Below are 14,528 nucleotides of genomic sequence, written 5' to 3'. Positions count from 1 at the left end.
CATCCCGCCCGTACGCGACCCGGAGGATGCCCGATGCGCCGATTACCGGGGTTCGCCGCCCCTGTCCTGGCCGCCTGCCTGCTCACCGCCGCCGTCGGCTGCTCCGGCCGGGCGGCCGACGCCGCGGCCGGCCCGTCGGGCGGCGCCGGGACGCGGAGCCCGTCCGCGACCCCGACCCCGTCCGCGAGCCCGACGCCCACGCCCACACCGACGCCCACGCCCACCCCCACGCCCACGCCGACTCCCACGCCCTCCTGCACGAGCACGGCCGGCATGAGCACGCGCGAGCGGTTCGCCTACCTCAGGGACCTCCCGAACGAGAGCGCGGGCATCACGCACGGCATCTACGCCTACTACGACGGGGTCGCCTTCCACCCGAACCGGTCACAACTGCCCTGCGAGCCGCAGAAGGTGGCCGTCACCCAGTTCTGGGTGGTGATGACCGCGGAGGCGAACCGGGATCCGGTGACCGGGAAGCTCTACGGCCTCTCCTTCCGCTACGAGCGGATCGAGGACCGGGAGTTCACGGTCGGGCCGGCGGGCGGCCGGGCGTACGAGGCTGCGCCGCCGAGCCCCGAAGCGTGCAAGGGCACGATCTCCGTGCTGCACCTCGGGGACGCGGTGGAGCAGGACGCCCTGCCCGAGAACCTCAGCTTCGAGAACTCCGGCGGCCTCGGCGCCGCCCGTGACATGACCACGGTCAAGGTCTCGGGGGACCTGGTGCTGGACGCCGTGTTCGTACCGCCGACCGCGCCGCAGTTCTGCAAGCCCTGAGGGGCGGGCGGTCACCCGGGCCGGGGGGCGCACCGACTGCGCGGGGGGCAGCCGGTGCGCCCCCCGGCCCGTGTGACCGCCTGGGCCGGACGGAGCATTCCGTCCCGGTTCGGGTGGAGTTGTGGCGCCCGGGGTCTGGTAACAGTGGGGGCCATGCCCTCCCGAACGCTGCTGCGGTGCCTGCTCGGCGCCGCCCTGCTGCTGCCCGCGGCCTCCCTCTCGCCCGCCGTCGCCGCCGGCGGCGGGCGGACCGTCGACTACCAGGGGCTGCACCTGGCCCTGCCCGCCGGCTGGCGGGTCGTCGACCTCGACCGGCACCCCGACGCCTGCCTCCGCCTGGACCGTCCCGCCCTTTACCTGGGCCACGCCGGATCCCAGTCCGAGTGCGCCGCCGGCCGGGCCGTCGCCACCCGCGCCGACACCCTGCACCTGGAGCCGATGGCGGGCGCCCCGCCGCGCGCCGACGTGCCGACCCTCCCCGTGGACCCCGGTACCGCCCTGCCGCCCGCCGAGGGCCCGAGCGGTGAGGTGCGGTACGCCCTGCGCGGCACCGGGGTGATGGCCACCCTCTCGTACGGGGAGGACCCGGCCGCCGTACGGGGCCTGCTGGCCCGGGCCGCGACGCCCGGGGACGCGGCCCCCGCGCCCGCGCCGGCCGTCCCCGCCGCGGGCCCGCCGCCCGTGCCCCGTGCGCCCCGGGAGGCCTTCGCGGGGACGGGCTTCGACGCCTGCACCGCCCCGACGCAGAAGTCGATGGACACCTGGCGGGCGGAATCCCCCTTCGGCGCGGTCGGCATCTACATCGGCGGCCGCGCCCGCGCCTGCGCCCAGCCGCAGCTGACGGCGGGCTGGGTCCGCAAGCAGACCGAGGCGGGCTGGCACCTGATGCCGATCTGGGTCGGCCCGCAGCCCTGGAACAGCTCCTCCACCGGCCTGTCCACCGACCCCTCCCGGGCCGAGGCACAGGGCCGGGAGGCCGCCGACGGGGCGGCCGAGGCGGCCCGGGCGCTCGGGCTGGCACCGGGCACGCCGCTCTACGACGACCTGGAGAACTACTCCGACCGGGCCACCTGGGACGCCCCGGTCGTCGCCTACCTCACCGCCTGGACGGTCCGGCTGCACGAGCTGGGCCACCGTTCGGCGGCGTACGTCTCCGCGAGTTCGGGGGCCAAGGCCCTCAGCGCCCACTACCAGCAGGCCCCGCAGTCCATGCCGGACGTGCTGTGGGTGGCCCGCTGGAACCTGTCGGCGACCGTCACCGACGAGGACATGGGCCTGCCCAAGGGCACCGCGCAGTGGGCCGGGCCGCGCCGGGCCCACCAGTTCCGGGGGGACCACGACGCCTCGTACGGCGGGGTGACGATCAACATCGACCGCAGCCGGGTCGAGGTGGACCCGGCCGCGCTCGGTCCGGTGGGCGGCCCGGCCGGCGGGCCGGTCCCGCTCAGCTGACGGGCTCCTCGCGGGCCGGTTCGTCGTCGTTGCCCCGGCGCAGGGTGCGCAGCCCCCGCGCCGGGGTCCACGTCCGCACCACCAGCTCGTCGCCCTCGACCCCGGTGCGTACGACCTCCGCCAGGTCGGCGTGGAAGAGGTGGAAGGGGTGCGGGGACTCGGTCTCCTCGGCGTACCGGTGGAGCTCGGGCGGATCCACGACCTCCACCGCCCGCCCGGAGACCCGTACGTCGCCCCCCGACATGGTCTCGCCCTCGCCGGGGTTGGTGTGCAGGGCGAACCGGGGGTCGCGCCGCAGGTCGAGGGCCTTCATCGAGCCCGGCATCATCCCGAGCCACAGCTCCCCGCCGCGGATGTCGACGTTGAGTCCGGTGAGGCGGGGGGAGCCGTCCTTGCGGAGGGTGCCCAGCACGTGGTGCGGGAACTGTGCGAAGCGGGCCCGGACGCCCGCCGCGAACTCCGGCTCCGCCTGCTCGAACGCTGCCCAGTTGTTCGTCGTCATAGCCCCATCAAACCGCCTGCGCCGACGCCTCCGCCCGGGCCGTAGCCCAGGTGGGTGGCCAGGCGCCGCCGGTGCGCGGCCGGGGGGCCGAACAGCTGGGTGGAGCCGTGGGCGCGCTTGAAGAAGGTGTGGGCCTCGTGTTCCCAGGTGATGCCGATGCCGCCGTGCAGCTGGATCATCTCGCCCGCGACGTGCGCGAAGGCTTCCGAGCAGGCCGCCGCGGCGGCCGCCGCGAGGGCCGGGGCGGCGTCGGCGGCGGCCGCCGCCAGGGCGAGGGCGCGGGCCGTCTCGACGGCCGCGTACAGGTCGGCGAGCCGGTGTTTGACCGCCTGGAAGGAGCCGATGGGCCGGCCGAACTGGACGCGTTCCTTCACGTGCCGGACCGTCACCTCCAAGGCCCGTGCGGCGGCGCCCGCCTGTTCGGCGGCGAGTGCGGTGCAGGCCAGGTCCAGGACCCGGTCGAGGACGGCCGCGCCGTCGGCGCCGAGCAGCCGTGCCGGGGTGCGGTCCAGGGTCAGCGAGGCCAGCGGGCGGGTCTGGTCCATGGTGGCCCGTACGGTGAACTCCGCAGGCGGGGCGGTGAGTTCGTAGAGGCCGAGACGGCCGGTGTCCGCGGCCCGGGCGAAGGCGAGCAGCAGGCCCGGGCGGTCCGGGCCGGTCAGGACGTAGCGCTTCGCGCCGGTGAGGAGCGGGCCGGAGCCGGTGTCCCGCGCCCGGGCGACGAGGTCCCCGGACTGCCAGCCGCCGGGACCGCCCGGGGAGTCCTCGGCCCAGGCCAGCGCACCCACCACCGAGCCGTCGGCCAGCCCCGGCAGGTGCCGGGCGAGGGCGGCGCGGTCCCCGGCCGCGAGCAGCGCCCCCACGGTCAGCACCGCCGAGCCCAGGTACGGTACGGGGCTCAGCGCGCGGCCCAGCTCCGCCATCACCACCCCGGTCTCGGCGGGTCCGCAGCCCAGCCCGCCGTACTCCTCCGGTACGGCCAGCGCGGCCACGCCCACCCCCTCCGTCAGCGGCCCCCAGGCCGCCGGGCCGGGGTGGCGGGCAAGGACGGCGCGCACGGCGTCGCGCAGCGCGTCCTGCTCGGCGGTCGGAACCAGGGAGGCGGGGGAGGCGGGGGCGGCGGGGGAGGCGGGAGAGACACGGGCCGCCGGGGACGCGGGCGGCGCGGCGGGCGTCGGGACGTTCACGCGGACTCCCCCCGGGCCGCCCGCCGCAGCGGCGCCTTGAGCAGTTTGCCGCCCGCGTTGCGCGGGAGTTCCTCCAGCACGGTGAACCTCCGGGGTACCTTGAAGTTGGCCAGCCGTTCCCTGGTCCAGGCGGTGAGTTCCTCGGCGGTGACCGGGGCGGTGGTGACGAGGTAGGCGACCCCGACCTCGCCGAGGCGTTCGTCCGGGGCGCCGACCACGGCCGCGTCCGCGACGGCGGGGTGGGTGAGCAGCACGTTCTCCACCTCCGCCGGGTAGGCGTTGAATCCGCCGACCACGTACATGTCCTTCAGCCGGTCGGTGATGGACAGGTAGCCGCGGTCGTCCAGCACCCCGATGTCCCCGGTGCGCAGCCAGCCGCCGGGCAGGATCGCCTCGGCGGTGGCGGCCGGGTCGTCCACGTAGCCCGCGGTGACGTGGTAGCCGCGCACCTGCACCTCGCCGGGCTCCCCGGCGGGCAGCACCGCGCCGAGCGGGCCGGCGATCCGCACCTCGGTGCCGGGCAGCGGCAGCCCGACGGTCCGGGCCAGCGTCGTGGCGTCGGCGTCGGTGGGGCAGACGGAGACGACCCCGCCGGACTCGGTCAGCCCGTACGCGGTGAACACGTCGGGCGCGCCCAGCGCGGCGCGGATCTCCTCGACGAGGGAGGCGGGCACGGAGGCCGCGCCGGTGCCGGCCAGCCGCAGGGCGGAGAGGTCGTGGGCGGGGCGGTCCGGGTGGCGGATCAGGCCGTGGAAGACGGTCGGGGGGCCCATCAGGCAGGTGACGCGCTCGTCGGCCATGCGCCGCAGGATGCGGTCGGCGTCGTAGCGGGCCTCGGGGAGCATGGTGACCCCGCGCAGCAGGCAGGCGAGCACGCCCGCCTTGTAGCCGAAGGTGTGGAAGAAGGGGTTGACCAGCAGGTACCGGTCGCCGGGGCGCAGGGTGACGAGGTCGGCCCAGGAGGCGTAGAGCCGCAGCGTCTGGCCGTGGGTGTGCGGCACGCCCTTGGAGCGGCCGGTGGTGCCGGAGGTGTAGAGGACGTCGGCGACGTCGTCCGGCCGGATCAGGGCCGCGCGTTCGGCGCGCTCCGCGTCCGGGGCGGACTCCCCGGCGCGCAGGTACGCCTCCCAGGACTCGGCCCCGGCGCCGCCGCGCAGCAGCACGGTGGAGCCGAGGGCCCCGAGGTCCTCGCCGGAGGCGTGCAGTTCGCGGGCGTAGTCGCCGCCGAGGAAGCCGCGTTCGGTGAACAGCACGCGGGCGCCGCTGCGGCGGATGACGTCGGCGGCCTCGGCGGGCTTGTAGCGGGTGTTCACGGGGACGAGCACCGCTCCCGCGCCGACGGCGCCGAGCGCGGCGGTGATCCACTGGCGGCTGTTGGGGGCCCAGAGGGCGACCCGGTCGCCCGGCCGGACGCCGTGGGCGATGGCGGCCCGGGCCGCTGCGGCGACCTCTTCGGCCAGCCGGGCGAAGCTCCAGCGGACCTCCCCGTCGGCGAGGGCCTCGCGGTCCCCGTACAGGGCGGCGGCGTACTCGGGGAGCAGGGCGAGGGTGGCGGGCGGCGCGACCGCCGGAGCGGGGGGTGCGGGGGCCGGTGGCAGGCGGGGCACGGGGGCCGACGGCGGTGGGGGCGGGGGCACTTGCGGGGTCTGGCGGGGGCTGGTCACGAACCCTCCCTACTTGACGAGCGAGCGTGGGCGGTATCCAATCACAGCTGTTTCGGTTAGGCATATACCTACTAGGAACAACTTCCCCCTGGATCCCGGAGGTCCCCGTGTCGATCCCCCTCGTCGGCCCCACCGTCACCGCCGCTGCCACGGCCGATGCCATGAAGGCGGTCCTGTCCAGCTACTGCACCGGAGTCGCCGTCGTCACGGCGCCCGGAACCGACGGCGACGGACACGGCGGCCGGCCCGCCGCGATGGCCGTGCAGTCGTTCTCGTCGGTCTCCCTGGACCCGCCCCTGGTCTGCTTCTGCCCGGCCCGCACCTCGACGACCTGGCCGCGGATCCGCGCCGCGGGCGCCTTCGCCGTCAACGTCCTGGCGGCGGACCAGCTGGAGCTGAGCCGCCGGTTCGCCGTCACGGGCGGCGACAAGTTCGCCGGGGTGTCCTGGCGGCCGGGCGCGAACGGCGCGCCGCTGCTCGACGGGGTGCTCGCCACCGTCGAATGCGTACTGGAGGACGTGCTGGACGGCGGCGACCACGTCATCGCGCTCGGCCGGGTCACCGCCGCGACGGCGCACCGCGACGGCGCTCCGCTGCTCTACTTCCGCCGGGCCTACGGGCGGGTGCCGGACTCCGGCGCGAGCGCCTCGATGTCGGCCAGCATGGCGGCGGCCAGGTCGCGCTCGGAGGCGTAGTACCGCTCGGCCCACTTGAGGGTGAGCGTGGGGTACGCCCATGCCGCCTCGTCCTGGGCGCCCTCCCCGTCCGCCACCGCGCGGCAGCGCATCTTCTCGGCGAACTCCTGGTGCCCGCGCAGGATCTCGCGCATCTGCTCCGGCTCCAGCAGGTGGCCCAGCCACAGCCGGAGCATCGGCCCGTGCTTGAGCACCGGGGGGTCGACGGGCGCCTCGCGCGCCCAGGTGCGGACGGCGGCCATGCCCGCGTCGGTGATCCGGTACACGCGCTTGTCGCGGGTGCCGGTGTCCTGGGCGACCAGCCGCGAGGAGGCGTATCCGGCCTTCTCCAGCCGCTTGAGCTCGCTGTAGATCTGGCTGAAGGAGGGGCTCCAGTAGAAGAAGCGCAGCGACCAGTCCGACCACTTCTTCAGGTCGTAGCCGGACAGCTCCTCACCGAAGGAGAGCAGGCCGAGCACCGCCCAGCTGGTCGCGGGGAGCGCGCGCTTGTTCGTCTCGTCCTTCTCGTCTGCCACGCAGCGCAGTCTACGACCGGTGTCCGCGATGGCCTTCCCCCCGCTGCGTATGACTGCTAGAAGTATTCCTATTAGGCATACACGTACTGCCCACCCGATCCCCGGATGGAGGGACCGCACCGTGAAGTTCTCGATGATCTTCGAGGCGCAGCTCGTCGACCCGACCCCCGAACGCGAACGCCGGGTCATCCACGACTGCGTCGAACAGGCCGTCTTCGCCGAGGAGATGGGCTTCGACCGGATCTGGGCGGTGGAGCACCACTCCCTGACCCAGTACGCCCACATGAGCGCCTCCGAGATCTTCCTGACCTGGGTCGCCGCCCGGACGCAGAAGATCCGCATCGGCCACGGCGTGGTCACCATGCCCTTCGGCTACCAGCACCCCGTCCGCGTCGCCGAACGCGCCGCCATGCTCGACGTGCTCTCCGGCGGACGCGTGGACGTCGGCGCCGGGCGCGGGGCCACCCGCCAGGAGATGTCCATGTACGGGGTCCGCCCCGAGGACACCTACCCGCAGATGGAGGAGGCCCTGCGGATCTTCTCCGCGGCCTGGCGCGAGCCGGAGTTCGAATGGCACGGCTCCCTCGACATCGGCCCCGGCGCGATCCTGCCCCGCCCGGTACAGGAGCCGCACCCCCCGCTCTTCATGGCCTGCTCCAAGCACGACACCCTCAAGCTCGCCGCCGAACTGGGCATCGGCGCCCTGGTGATGGGCTTCGCGGGCGCGGACGACGTCCGCACCATGCGCAAGGTCTACGACGAGGCCATCGCCACCCGCACCGGCGAGCGGTTCGTCTCCGACCGGGTCAACGACCACCTCTCCGCGCTCTGCCCCACCATCGTCCTCGACGACGCCGAGCGTGCCCTGCGCCTGGGCACCCGCGGGCAGCGCTTCTTCGCCGAGTCCATCGCCCACTGGTACGGGAACGGGCCCGCGCCCACCGGGTACGCCGAGGACGAGGACCACGCGGGCGCCCTCGCCCGGGGCCGCGAGGAGCTCGTCGCGCGGCTGCACGAGGCGGACATCCCGGCCCGCCCCGTGGACACCGGCACCTACAACGCCGAGCACGCCTACGGCAGCGCCGAGACGGCCATCGCCTACGTCGAGCAGCTGCGCGACATCGGCGTCGACGAGGTCATGTGCCTGATCCAGATGGGCACCGTCCCGCAGGAGGCCTGCATGGAGACGATCCGGCAGTGGGGCGAGAAGGTCATCCCGCACTTCCGCGCCCTGGAGCGGGACGGGGAGGGCTGAGCCGTGGTCTCGCTGGACGGGAAGGTCGTCGTCATCACCGGCGCCGGCCGCGGACAGGGGGCCGAGGAGGCCCGGCTGTGCGCGGAGGCGGGGGCGCGGGTCGTCGTCACCGACATCCGGGAGGAGGAGGGCCGGGCGGTCGCCGCCTCCCTGGGCGACAGGGGCCTGTACGTACGGCACGACGTGGCCGACGCGGGCAGCTGGGCCCGGGTGGTGCGGGAGGCGGTCGCCGCCTTCGGGACCGTCTCGGCGCTCGTCAACAACGCCGCGCTGTGGCGCACCGCGCACGTGGAACGCCAGAGCGCCGAGGGCTTCGAGGAACTGCTGCGCGTCAACCTGCTGGGGCCGTTCCTCGGCATCCAGGCGGTGGCGCCGGTGCTGCGCGCGGCCGGGGGCGGCTCGGTCGTCAACATCTCCTCGACGGCGGGCCTGGTCGGCATCCCGGGCCACGCGGCCTACGGGTCCAGCAAGTTCGCCCTGCGCGGGCTGACCCGTTCGGCGGCGCTCGACCTCGCGGCGGACGGCATCCGGGTCAACTCGGTGCACCCGGGGGCCATCGACACCCCGATGGTGGCCGACGCGGTCGCCGGACGGGACTGGTCGCACGTGCCGCTCGGGCGGATGGGGCGGCCGCGCGAGGTCGCGGAGCTGGTGCTGTTCCTGTGCTCGGACTCCTCCTCGTACGTGACGGGCGCGGAGTTCGCGGTCGACGGGGGGATGACGGCCCGATGAGCGAAGCCACGGACGACGCCGCGTACGCCGCGGGCGCCGCGCACGGCGGGGCGGACGGGCTCTCCCCGGCCGCACGGGGGCTGTGCGACGCCATGGCGGCGGGCTTCCCCGCCCCCGGCGACGCGGCCGCGCTGCGGGCGGCGGCCGTGCCCGGGCCGCCGGGCCCGGAGGTGGCCTCGGTGCGGGACGCCGTCGCGGGCGGGGTCCCGGTCCGGGTGTACGACCCCGCGCCCGGGGCCACGGACCGCCCCCTCGTCGTGTACCTGCACGGCGGCGGCTGGGTGATGTGCGGGCTCGACACCCACGACGCCACCTGCCGCAGGCTCGCCGCGGCCTCCGGGGCCGTCCTCGTCTCGGCCGACTACCGGCTGGCCCCGGAACACCCCTGGCCCGCCGCCCTCGACGACGCGCTCTCGGTGCTGCTGTGGGCGCGGGCCGCGGCCACCGCCCTGGGCTGCGACCCGCGCCGGGTGGTGGTGGCCGGGGACTCCAGCGGCGGCAACCTGGCGGCGGTGACGGCCCTGCGGGCGCCCGAACTGGTCGCCGGCCAGCTGCTGGTGTACCCGCCGCTGGACGCCGCCATGGACTCCGGGTCGGTGGCCGCGTACGGGCGCGGGTACTTCCACACCGCCGCGCACATGGCCTGGTACTGGGACCAGTACGGCGGCGATCCCGCCCACCCGCACGTCTCGCCGCTGCGGGCCCCGGACCCGCAGCTGTCCGCACTGCCGCGCACGCTGGTCCTCCTCGCCGACTGCGACCTGCTGCGCGACGAGGGCCTGGCGTACGCGCGGCGGCTCGCCCGGGCGGGCGTGGACTGCGAGGTCCGGCTCTACCCGGGGGTCTTCCACGGCTTCCTGGGCCTGCCGCTGCCGGCCGGCCGGGCGGCGCTCGCGGGAGCGGCGGCCTGGCTGGCGGCGACGCCGCGGGGGCGGCAGCCGTAGGCCCGCAGCGCCCGGGCCGCCGGCCGTACGGTCCTCCGCCGTACGGTCCTCCGCCGTACGGTCCTCCGCCGTACGGCCAACGGCCCGGCGGACGGAGCGAGAAGGGGGCGGGGCGGCCGGATTCGAACCGGCGTCCTCCTCCATGACGTGTAGGCGCACTGCCTCTGTGCTACGACCCCGCCGTGCGGTGATCGTACGCGGGCCGCGGACGGGTGCGCACGGGGGTTTCCCCGGCATGATGTGTCCATGCCTGGGTTCCTGATGCGCGCCTGCCTGCTCCTCGCCGTGGAGGCGGGCGCGGCCTTCCTGCTGCGCGACTCCGCGGCCCCCTGGATCCCCGTCCTGCTCGGGGTGTTCGTCCTCGGCTCCGCCGTCCCCCACGGCACCCCGGCCGAGTTCGCGGGCCGCTTCCTCGTCGCCGTCCTGGCCGTCGGCGCGGCCCTCGCGGGCGCCGCCGCCTGGGCGGGGTACGCCGGCCAGGACACCGGCCCGGCCCCGTGGGCCGCCCGGGGGGCCACCGCCGTCCTGCTCCTCTTCCAGACGGCCGTGCTGCTGCGCCTGTCCCGCCGCCGCACCTGAGCCCCTTCCCGCGAACGCATGGAACGGGCTGGTCAGCGGCCGGGGGTATCGAAAACAATGACCCCATGACGTCACGCGCCCGTTCCTTCGACACGGCCGCCGCCCTGTACGCGGCCCACCGCCCCGGATATCCGGAGGAGCTGTACGACGCCGTCGAGGAGCTGGCCGGGCTGCCGTTCGACGGGGCGCGGGTGGCCGACGTGGGCGCCGGGACGGGCCTGGACACCGGGCCGATGCACCGGCGCGGGGCCCGGGTGACCGCCGTCGAACCCGGGGACGGGATGGCCGCGGAGTTCCGGCGCGCCCACCCGGACGTCCCGGTGGTGCGCGGCGACGGGGACCGGCTGCCCCTGGCCACCGGCGCCTTCGACCTCGTCACCTACGCCCAGGCCTGGCACTGGACCGACCCCGCGCTCGCCGTCCCCGAGGCGCTGCGCGTGCTGCGCCCCGGAGGATCGCTCGCGATCTGGTGGAACGACGCCGACGAAACCGTCTCCTGGGTCGCCGCGCAGGCCGAGCGGCTCCGGGCCTTCTTCCCCGCGGGCGCCGCCACGCACTTCCGTGCCCTTCCGCAGGGCCTCCCCTCGGGCTTCGCCACGCGCACCGTCGCCTGGTCGCGCCGGATCCCGCTGGAGGCGCACCTGGCCAACCTCTCCAGCCACTCGGCGTTCCTGCTCCTCGGCGCCGAGGGCACCCGCGCGTTCATGGAGGCCGAACGGGCCCGCCTGGCCGTGCACTTCCCGGACGGGACGGTGGAGGAGCCCTACACCGTCAGCCTGCACGTCGCCGGGAACGCCTGATGGACACCGGCCCCGCACCCCACGGCCCCGCACCCCACGGCCCGCAGCGCGCCCGGCGGCCGCTGCGCCCGCTCCGGGTGCCGCGCGCGCTCCGGCTGCTCAACGACCTCCTCGCCTTCGTCCTGGAGGTGGCCGCCCTGCTCGCGCTCGCCGTCTGGGGCTACGAGTGGGGCGGCCGCCTGGTCGTCGGCGCGCTGATCGGGGCGGTGGTCGCGGGCGCCGCGGCCGTCCTGTGGGGGGCCTTCGCCGCCCCGCGCGCCCGCTACCGGGTGCCGTTGCCGGCCGTCCTCGGGGTGAAGGCCCTGGTCTTCGGCTCCGCGGCCCTGGCCGTCGCCGGGCTGGGGCACGGGCAGCGGGCGTGGTGGTTCGCCGGACTGGTGCTCGTCAACACCGCCCTCGCCACCGCCTACCGCTCCCGGGAGCGCAGCACCTGAGCCCGGCAGGCCGCGGGCGTCCCCCAGGCGTCGCGCAGCGGGCGGGCCTTGCGCAGCCACAGCGACAGGTCCAGCTCCTCGGTGTAGCCGACGGCCCCGTGCAACTGGAGCGCGGTCAGCGCGGCCGCGTACGCCGCCTCGCCCGCGGTGAGCTTGGCCGCCGCGACCTCGCCGGGCTCCAGCGACAGCGCCGCCGCCCACAGCAGCGGCCGGGCGAACTCCAGGCCGAGCAGGGTGTCCGCCAGCCGGTGCTTGACCGCCTGGAAGGCCCCGATCGGCGTGCCGAACTGGGTGCGCTGCTTCACGTACTCGACGGTGCGCCCGAGCAGGGCCTCGCCGACGCCCAGGCACTGGGCCGCCGTCAGCAGCCGCGCCCAGTCGAGGGCTTCGCGGGCGGCGGCCGTGACGGCGGGTCCGGCCGCGAGGAGTTCCCCGCCGGCCGCCGGGGCGGACAGCGCCCGGGCCGGGTCGAGGGAGGCCAGGGCGTCCCCGCCGCCGGGGGCCAGGCGCAGTTCCCCGGCCGCCGAGACCGTGAAGCGGTGCGTCGCCGCGTCCGCGTCCAGGGCGTACGGGGACCCGCCGGGCAGGGTCAGCGTGGCGAGGGCGGCGCCGGAGGCGAGCCCCGGGAGGAACCGTTTCGCCAGGACCTCGTCCCCCAGCCGTGCCAGCAGGACGGAGGCGGCCGCGCCCTCCACCGCCGGCCCCGGCACCCCGGCCCGCCCCAGCTCGACGAAGCCGAGCGCCAGTTCCACCGGGAGCGGGCCCAGCCCGTCGTGGGCCTCCGGCACGGCCAGCGCGGCCAGTCCGGTGTCGGCCAGCCGCGACCACAGCTCCCGGCCCGGCCCGTGGTCGCCCGCCGCCCAGGCCCGTACGACGGACGGCACCCCGGCGGCGGCGAGCTGGGAGCGCAGGGTGCGGGTGAAGTCCGACTGTTCCTCGGTCGGCAGGAAGCGCATCAGCGGCGGCCCTTCGGGAGGCCGAGCAGCCGCTCGGCGATGATGTCGCGCTGGATCTCGTTGGTGCCCGCGTAGATCGGTCCGGCCAGCGAGAACACCCAGGGCTCGGCCCATTCGCCGTCCGCCAGCTCGGCGTCCGCCCCCAGCAGGTCCAGGGCCGTTTCGTGCAGGGCGATGTCGTACTGGGACCAGAACACCTTGTTCAGGCTGGACTCGGCGCCGATGGCGGCCCCGGCCGCGAAGCGGGAGGCGTTGGTCCAGGTGAACAGTTCGTAGGCGCGCGCACCGACCAGCGCGTCCGCGACCCGGTCGGCCAGCGCGGTGTCCGCGGGGTCGCCGCGCTCGCGCCACAGGGCCAGCAGCCGCTCCGCGGAGGCCAGGAAGCGGCCGGGGGAGCGCAGGGTCAGGCCCCGCTCGTTGCCCGTCGTCGACATGGCGATCCGCCAGCCCTGCCCGGGCTCCCCGATCACGTCCTCGTCGGGCACGAAGACCTCGTCGAGGAAGAGCTCGGCGAAGGCGGGCTTCCCGTCGAGGCGTCCGACGGGCCGCACCGTGACCCCGGGCGCCCGCAGGTCGAACATCAGGTACGTGAGCCCGTGGTGGGGTCGGGCCGCGCCGGGATCCGTACGGAAGATGCCGAAGGCCCGGTCCGCGAAGGCGGCCCGCGAGGACCAGGTCTTCTGCCCCGACAGCAGCCAGCCGCCCTCCGTGCGCTCGGCCCGGGACTTCAGCGAGGCCAGGTCGGAGCCGGACTCCGGTTCGGACCAGGCCTGGGCCCAGATGACCTCCCCGCTCGCCATCGCGGGCAGGACGCGGGCCCGCTGTGCGGGCGTCGCGTGGTCGAAGAGGGTGGGGGCGAGCAGGTTGATGCCGTTCTGCGAGACCCGGCCCGGCGCGCCCGCCGCCCAGTACTCCTCCTCGAAGACCAGCCACCGTTCGATGTCCGCGCCCCGGCCCCCGTACTCCTCGGGCCAGGACACCACCGACCAGCGGTCCGCGTGCAGCAGCGCCTCCCATTCCCGGTGCGCCGCGAATCCGGCCTCCGTCTCCAGCGAGGGCAGCGGCCGGGCCGGGACGTGCGCGCGCAGCCAGTCCCGGGCCCGGGCCCGGAAGTCCGCCACCTCCGGCGCGTGGTCGATGTCCATCAGCCGTTCGCCTCCTTCATGGCCGCCACGTCCATGCCGCCGAGCGGGTCGGCGGCCGTCTCGGCGTTGTGGGCGTGCGCGAGGTGGTGCAGGCCGAAGGCGGAGTCCATGCCGGCGTGCAGGCCCTGGAGGTCCTCGGCCTGGTTGACGGCCCGCTTGGTCAGGGCCAGCCCGAAGGCGGGCATCTCGGCGATCCGCAGGGCCAGCAGTTCGGTGGCGGTGGCCAGTTCGGCGGGTTCGACGACCCGGTTGACCATGCCGATCTCGTGGGCCCGGCGGGCCGACATCCGGTCGCCGGTGTAGAGGAACTCCTTCGCGATGCGCGGCGGCATCGCCCACGGGTGGGCGAAGTACTCGACCCCGGGGATGCCCATGCGCACCACCGGGTCGGCGAAGAAGGCGTCCTCGCCGGCCACGATCAGGTCGCACACCCAGGCCAGCATCAGCCCGCCCGCCACGCAGGCGCCCTGGACGGAGGCGATCACGGGCTTGGGCAGTTCCCGCCAGCGGCGGCACATCCCCAGGTACACCTCCGATTCGCGGGCGAAGCGGGATTCGGCGCCCGTGCGGCGGGAGTGGTCCCACCACAGTCCGGCCCGCCGCTCGAAGGGCAGGTGGGCGTCGCGGCCGGGGGTGCCGATGTCGTGGCCCGCCGAGAAGTGCGCGCCGGCCCCGCCGAGGACGACCACCTTCACGTCGGGGTCGTCGGCGGCCCGGTAGAAGGCGTCGTCCAGCGCGTACGTCATCGCGCCGTTCTGGGCGTTGCGGTAGCGGGGGCGGTTCATGGTCACGTAGGCGAGGGGGCCGCGGCGCTCGTAGAGCACCACGGGCTCCTCCTCGCGGGCCTCGTCGGAGGCGGGGTGAGCAGGCATCCACGGATCCTTCCCTAACAAG

The 14,528-nt window shown here is 75.7% G+C and carries 16 protein-coding genes and 1 tRNA gene; 9 read left to right on the top strand and 8 right to left on the bottom strand.

Translation table 11 applies throughout. The features are described 5' to 3' along the window. Positions 1–33: 33 nt before the first annotated feature. Together ACGFXC_RS21420 and ACGFXC_RS21415 are read left to right on the top strand one after the other, a co-directional pair. Positions 34–774, top strand: coding sequence for a hypothetical protein (locus ACGFXC_RS21420; RefSeq protein WP_393715023.1), 741 nt, complete (start codon positions 34–36; stop codon positions 772–774). A gap of 153 nt (positions 775–927) precedes the next feature. Next, positions 928–2,226, top strand: a complete 1,299-nt coding sequence (locus ACGFXC_RS21415) for a DUF1906 domain-containing protein (RefSeq protein WP_393715021.1) — start codon at positions 928–930, stop codon at positions 2,224–2,226. Here the strand turns inward: ACGFXC_RS21415 and ACGFXC_RS21410 are convergent. The 3 genes from ACGFXC_RS21410 to ACGFXC_RS21400 are packed head-to-tail and all read right to left on the bottom strand — an operon-like array spanning position 2,219 to position 5,456. Next, positions 2,219–2,728 carry a pyridoxamine 5'-phosphate oxidase family protein gene (locus tag ACGFXC_RS21410; protein ID WP_393715019.1) on the bottom strand — a complete coding sequence of 170 codons (510 nt, stop codon included), beginning with the start codon at positions 2,726–2,728 and terminating at the stop codon, positions 2,219–2,221. The two genes, ACGFXC_RS21415 and ACGFXC_RS21410, sit on opposite strands and share 8 nt — an antisense overlap. Next, positions 2,725–3,915 (bottom strand): acyl-CoA dehydrogenase family protein, encoded by a 1,191-nt coding sequence (locus ACGFXC_RS21405; RefSeq protein WP_393715017.1) that lies wholly within the window; start codon positions 3,913–3,915, stop codon positions 2,725–2,727. The genes ACGFXC_RS21410 and ACGFXC_RS21405 overlap by 4 nt, the downstream gene beginning before the upstream one ends. Then, positions 3,912–5,456 (bottom strand): FadD3 family acyl-CoA ligase, encoded by a 1,545-nt coding sequence (locus ACGFXC_RS21400; protein WP_393715358.1) that lies wholly within the window; start codon positions 5,454–5,456, stop codon positions 3,912–3,914. Before ACGFXC_RS21400 ends, ACGFXC_RS21405 begins: the two co-directional genes overlap by 4 nt. Positions 5,457–5,686: 230 nt before the next feature. Between ACGFXC_RS21400 and ACGFXC_RS21395 the strand changes: the two genes are divergently transcribed. Continuing rightward, positions 5,687–6,274 carry a flavin reductase family protein gene (locus ACGFXC_RS21395; protein WP_393715015.1) on the top strand — a complete coding sequence of 196 codons (588 nt, stop codon included), beginning with the start codon at positions 5,687–5,689 and terminating at the stop codon, positions 6,272–6,274. Here ACGFXC_RS21395 and ACGFXC_RS21390 read toward each other — a convergent pair. Next, positions 6,193–6,798, bottom strand: a complete 606-nt coding sequence (locus ACGFXC_RS21390; RefSeq protein ID WP_393715356.1) for a helix-turn-helix transcriptional regulator — start codon at positions 6,796–6,798, stop codon at positions 6,193–6,195. The genes ACGFXC_RS21395 and ACGFXC_RS21390 overlap by 82 nt on opposite strands. A 112-nt stretch (positions 6,799–6,910) precedes the next feature. Here ACGFXC_RS21390 and ACGFXC_RS21385 point away from each other — a divergent pair, with 112 nt between their 5' ends. Genes ACGFXC_RS21385 through ACGFXC_RS21375 form a run of 3 tightly spaced genes read left to right on the top strand, consistent with a single transcriptional unit; the run spans position 6,911 to position 9,720 of the window. Continuing rightward, complete coding sequence (locus ACGFXC_RS21385; protein WP_393715013.1) at positions 6,911–8,044, top strand: LLM class flavin-dependent oxidoreductase; 1,134 nt, start codon at positions 6,911–6,913, stop codon at positions 8,042–8,044. A 3-nt stretch (positions 8,045–8,047) separates the two neighbouring features. Continuing rightward, complete coding sequence (locus ACGFXC_RS21380; RefSeq protein WP_393715011.1) at positions 8,048–8,776, top strand: SDR family NAD(P)-dependent oxidoreductase; 729 nt, start codon at positions 8,048–8,050, stop codon at positions 8,774–8,776. Next, a complete protein-coding gene (locus tag ACGFXC_RS21375) occupies positions 8,773–9,720 on the top strand; it encodes an alpha/beta hydrolase (RefSeq protein WP_393715009.1) in 948 nt (315 codons plus the stop codon). The genes ACGFXC_RS21380 and ACGFXC_RS21375 overlap by 4 nt, the downstream gene beginning before the upstream one ends. Positions 9,721–9,826: 106 nt before the next feature. On the opposite strand, the gene ACGFXC_RS21370 is transcribed toward ACGFXC_RS21375, so the two are convergent. Then, positions 9,827–9,901: transfer RNA gene (locus tag ACGFXC_RS21370), tRNA-Asp, on the bottom strand. Between the two features lie 65 nt (positions 9,902–9,966). Here ACGFXC_RS21370 and ACGFXC_RS21365 point away from each other — a divergent pair. From ACGFXC_RS21365 to ACGFXC_RS21355, 3 genes are all read left to right on the top strand, one after another. After that, the gene (locus ACGFXC_RS21365; protein ID WP_393715007.1) at positions 9,967–10,299 is read left to right on the top strand and encodes a hypothetical protein; all 333 of its coding nucleotides are present in this window, start codon (positions 9,967–9,969) and stop codon (positions 10,297–10,299) included. Positions 10,300–10,364: 65 nt separating this feature from the next. Continuing rightward, complete coding sequence (locus ACGFXC_RS21360) at positions 10,365–11,099, top strand: class I SAM-dependent methyltransferase (protein WP_393715005.1); 735 nt, start codon at positions 10,365–10,367, stop codon at positions 11,097–11,099. After that, entirely contained in the window at positions 11,099–11,533 is a 435-nt protein-coding gene (locus tag ACGFXC_RS21355; RefSeq protein ID WP_393715003.1) for a YrdB family protein, read from the top strand. Before ACGFXC_RS21360 ends, ACGFXC_RS21355 begins: the two co-directional genes overlap by 1 nt. On the opposite strand, the gene ACGFXC_RS21350 is transcribed toward ACGFXC_RS21355, so the two are convergent. The 3 genes from ACGFXC_RS21350 to ACGFXC_RS21340 are packed head-to-tail and all read right to left on the bottom strand — an operon-like array spanning position 11,506 to position 14,506. Then, on the bottom strand, positions 11,506–12,489 hold the full coding sequence (locus tag ACGFXC_RS21350) for an acyl-CoA dehydrogenase family protein (RefSeq protein ID WP_393715001.1): 984 nt from the start codon (positions 12,487–12,489) through the stop codon (positions 11,506–11,508). The two genes, ACGFXC_RS21355 and ACGFXC_RS21350, sit on opposite strands and share 28 nt — an antisense overlap. Continuing rightward, a complete protein-coding gene (locus tag ACGFXC_RS21345; RefSeq protein ID WP_393714999.1) occupies positions 12,489–13,634 on the bottom strand; it encodes an acyl-CoA dehydrogenase family protein in 1,146 nt (381 codons plus the stop codon). The genes ACGFXC_RS21350 and ACGFXC_RS21345 overlap by 1 nt, the downstream gene beginning before the upstream one ends. Continuing rightward, on the bottom strand, positions 13,634–14,506 hold the full coding sequence (locus tag ACGFXC_RS21340; protein ID WP_393714997.1) for an enoyl-CoA hydratase: 873 nt from the start codon (positions 14,504–14,506) through the stop codon (positions 13,634–13,636). The genes ACGFXC_RS21345 and ACGFXC_RS21340 overlap by 1 nt, the downstream gene beginning before the upstream one ends. Between the last annotated feature and the right edge of the window lie 22 nt (positions 14,507–14,528).

Source organism: Streptomyces sp. NPDC048507, from assembly GCF_043199995.1.
Classification (GTDB): domain Bacteria; phylum Actinomycetota; class Actinomycetes; order Streptomycetales; family Streptomycetaceae; genus Streptomyces.
Note: the sequence above shows the minus strand (reverse complement) of the source record. Positions and strands in the feature narration are given on the sequence as shown.

Bases quoted from the DNA above. Each gene is read 5' to 3' on its own strand.
- ACGFXC_RS21420 (WP_393715023.1), top strand. From the start codon at position 34: ATGCGCCGATTACCGGGGTTCGCCGCCCCTGTCCTGGCCGCCTGCCTG.
- ACGFXC_RS21415 (WP_393715021.1), top strand. From the start codon at position 928: ATGCCCTCCCGAACGCTGCTGCGGTGCCTGCTCGGCGCCGCCCTGCTG.
- ACGFXC_RS21410 (WP_393715019.1), bottom strand. From the start codon at position 2,728: ATGACGACGAACAACTGGGCAGCGTTCGAGCAGGCGGAGCCGGAGTTC.
- ACGFXC_RS21375 (WP_393715009.1), top strand. From the start codon at position 8,773: ATGAGCGAAGCCACGGACGACGCCGCGTACGCCGCGGGCGCCGCGCAC.
- ACGFXC_RS21365 (WP_393715007.1), top strand. From the start codon at position 9,967: ATGCCTGGGTTCCTGATGCGCGCCTGCCTGCTCCTCGCCGTGGAGGCG.
- ACGFXC_RS21360 (WP_393715005.1), top strand. From the start codon at position 10,365: ATGACGTCACGCGCCCGTTCCTTCGACACGGCCGCCGCCCTGTACGCG.
- ACGFXC_RS21355 (WP_393715003.1), top strand. From the start codon at position 11,099: ATGGACACCGGCCCCGCACCCCACGGCCCCGCACCCCACGGCCCGCAG.
- ACGFXC_RS21350 (WP_393715001.1), bottom strand. From the start codon at position 12,489: ATGCGCTTCCTGCCGACCGAGGAACAGTCGGACTTCACCCGCACCCTG.
- ACGFXC_RS21345 (WP_393714999.1), bottom strand. From the start codon at position 13,634: ATGGACATCGACCACGCGCCGGAGGTGGCGGACTTCCGGGCCCGGGCC.
- ACGFXC_RS21340 (WP_393714997.1), bottom strand. From the start codon at position 14,506: ATGCCTGCTCACCCCGCCTCCGACGAGGCCCGCGAGGAGGAGCCCGTG.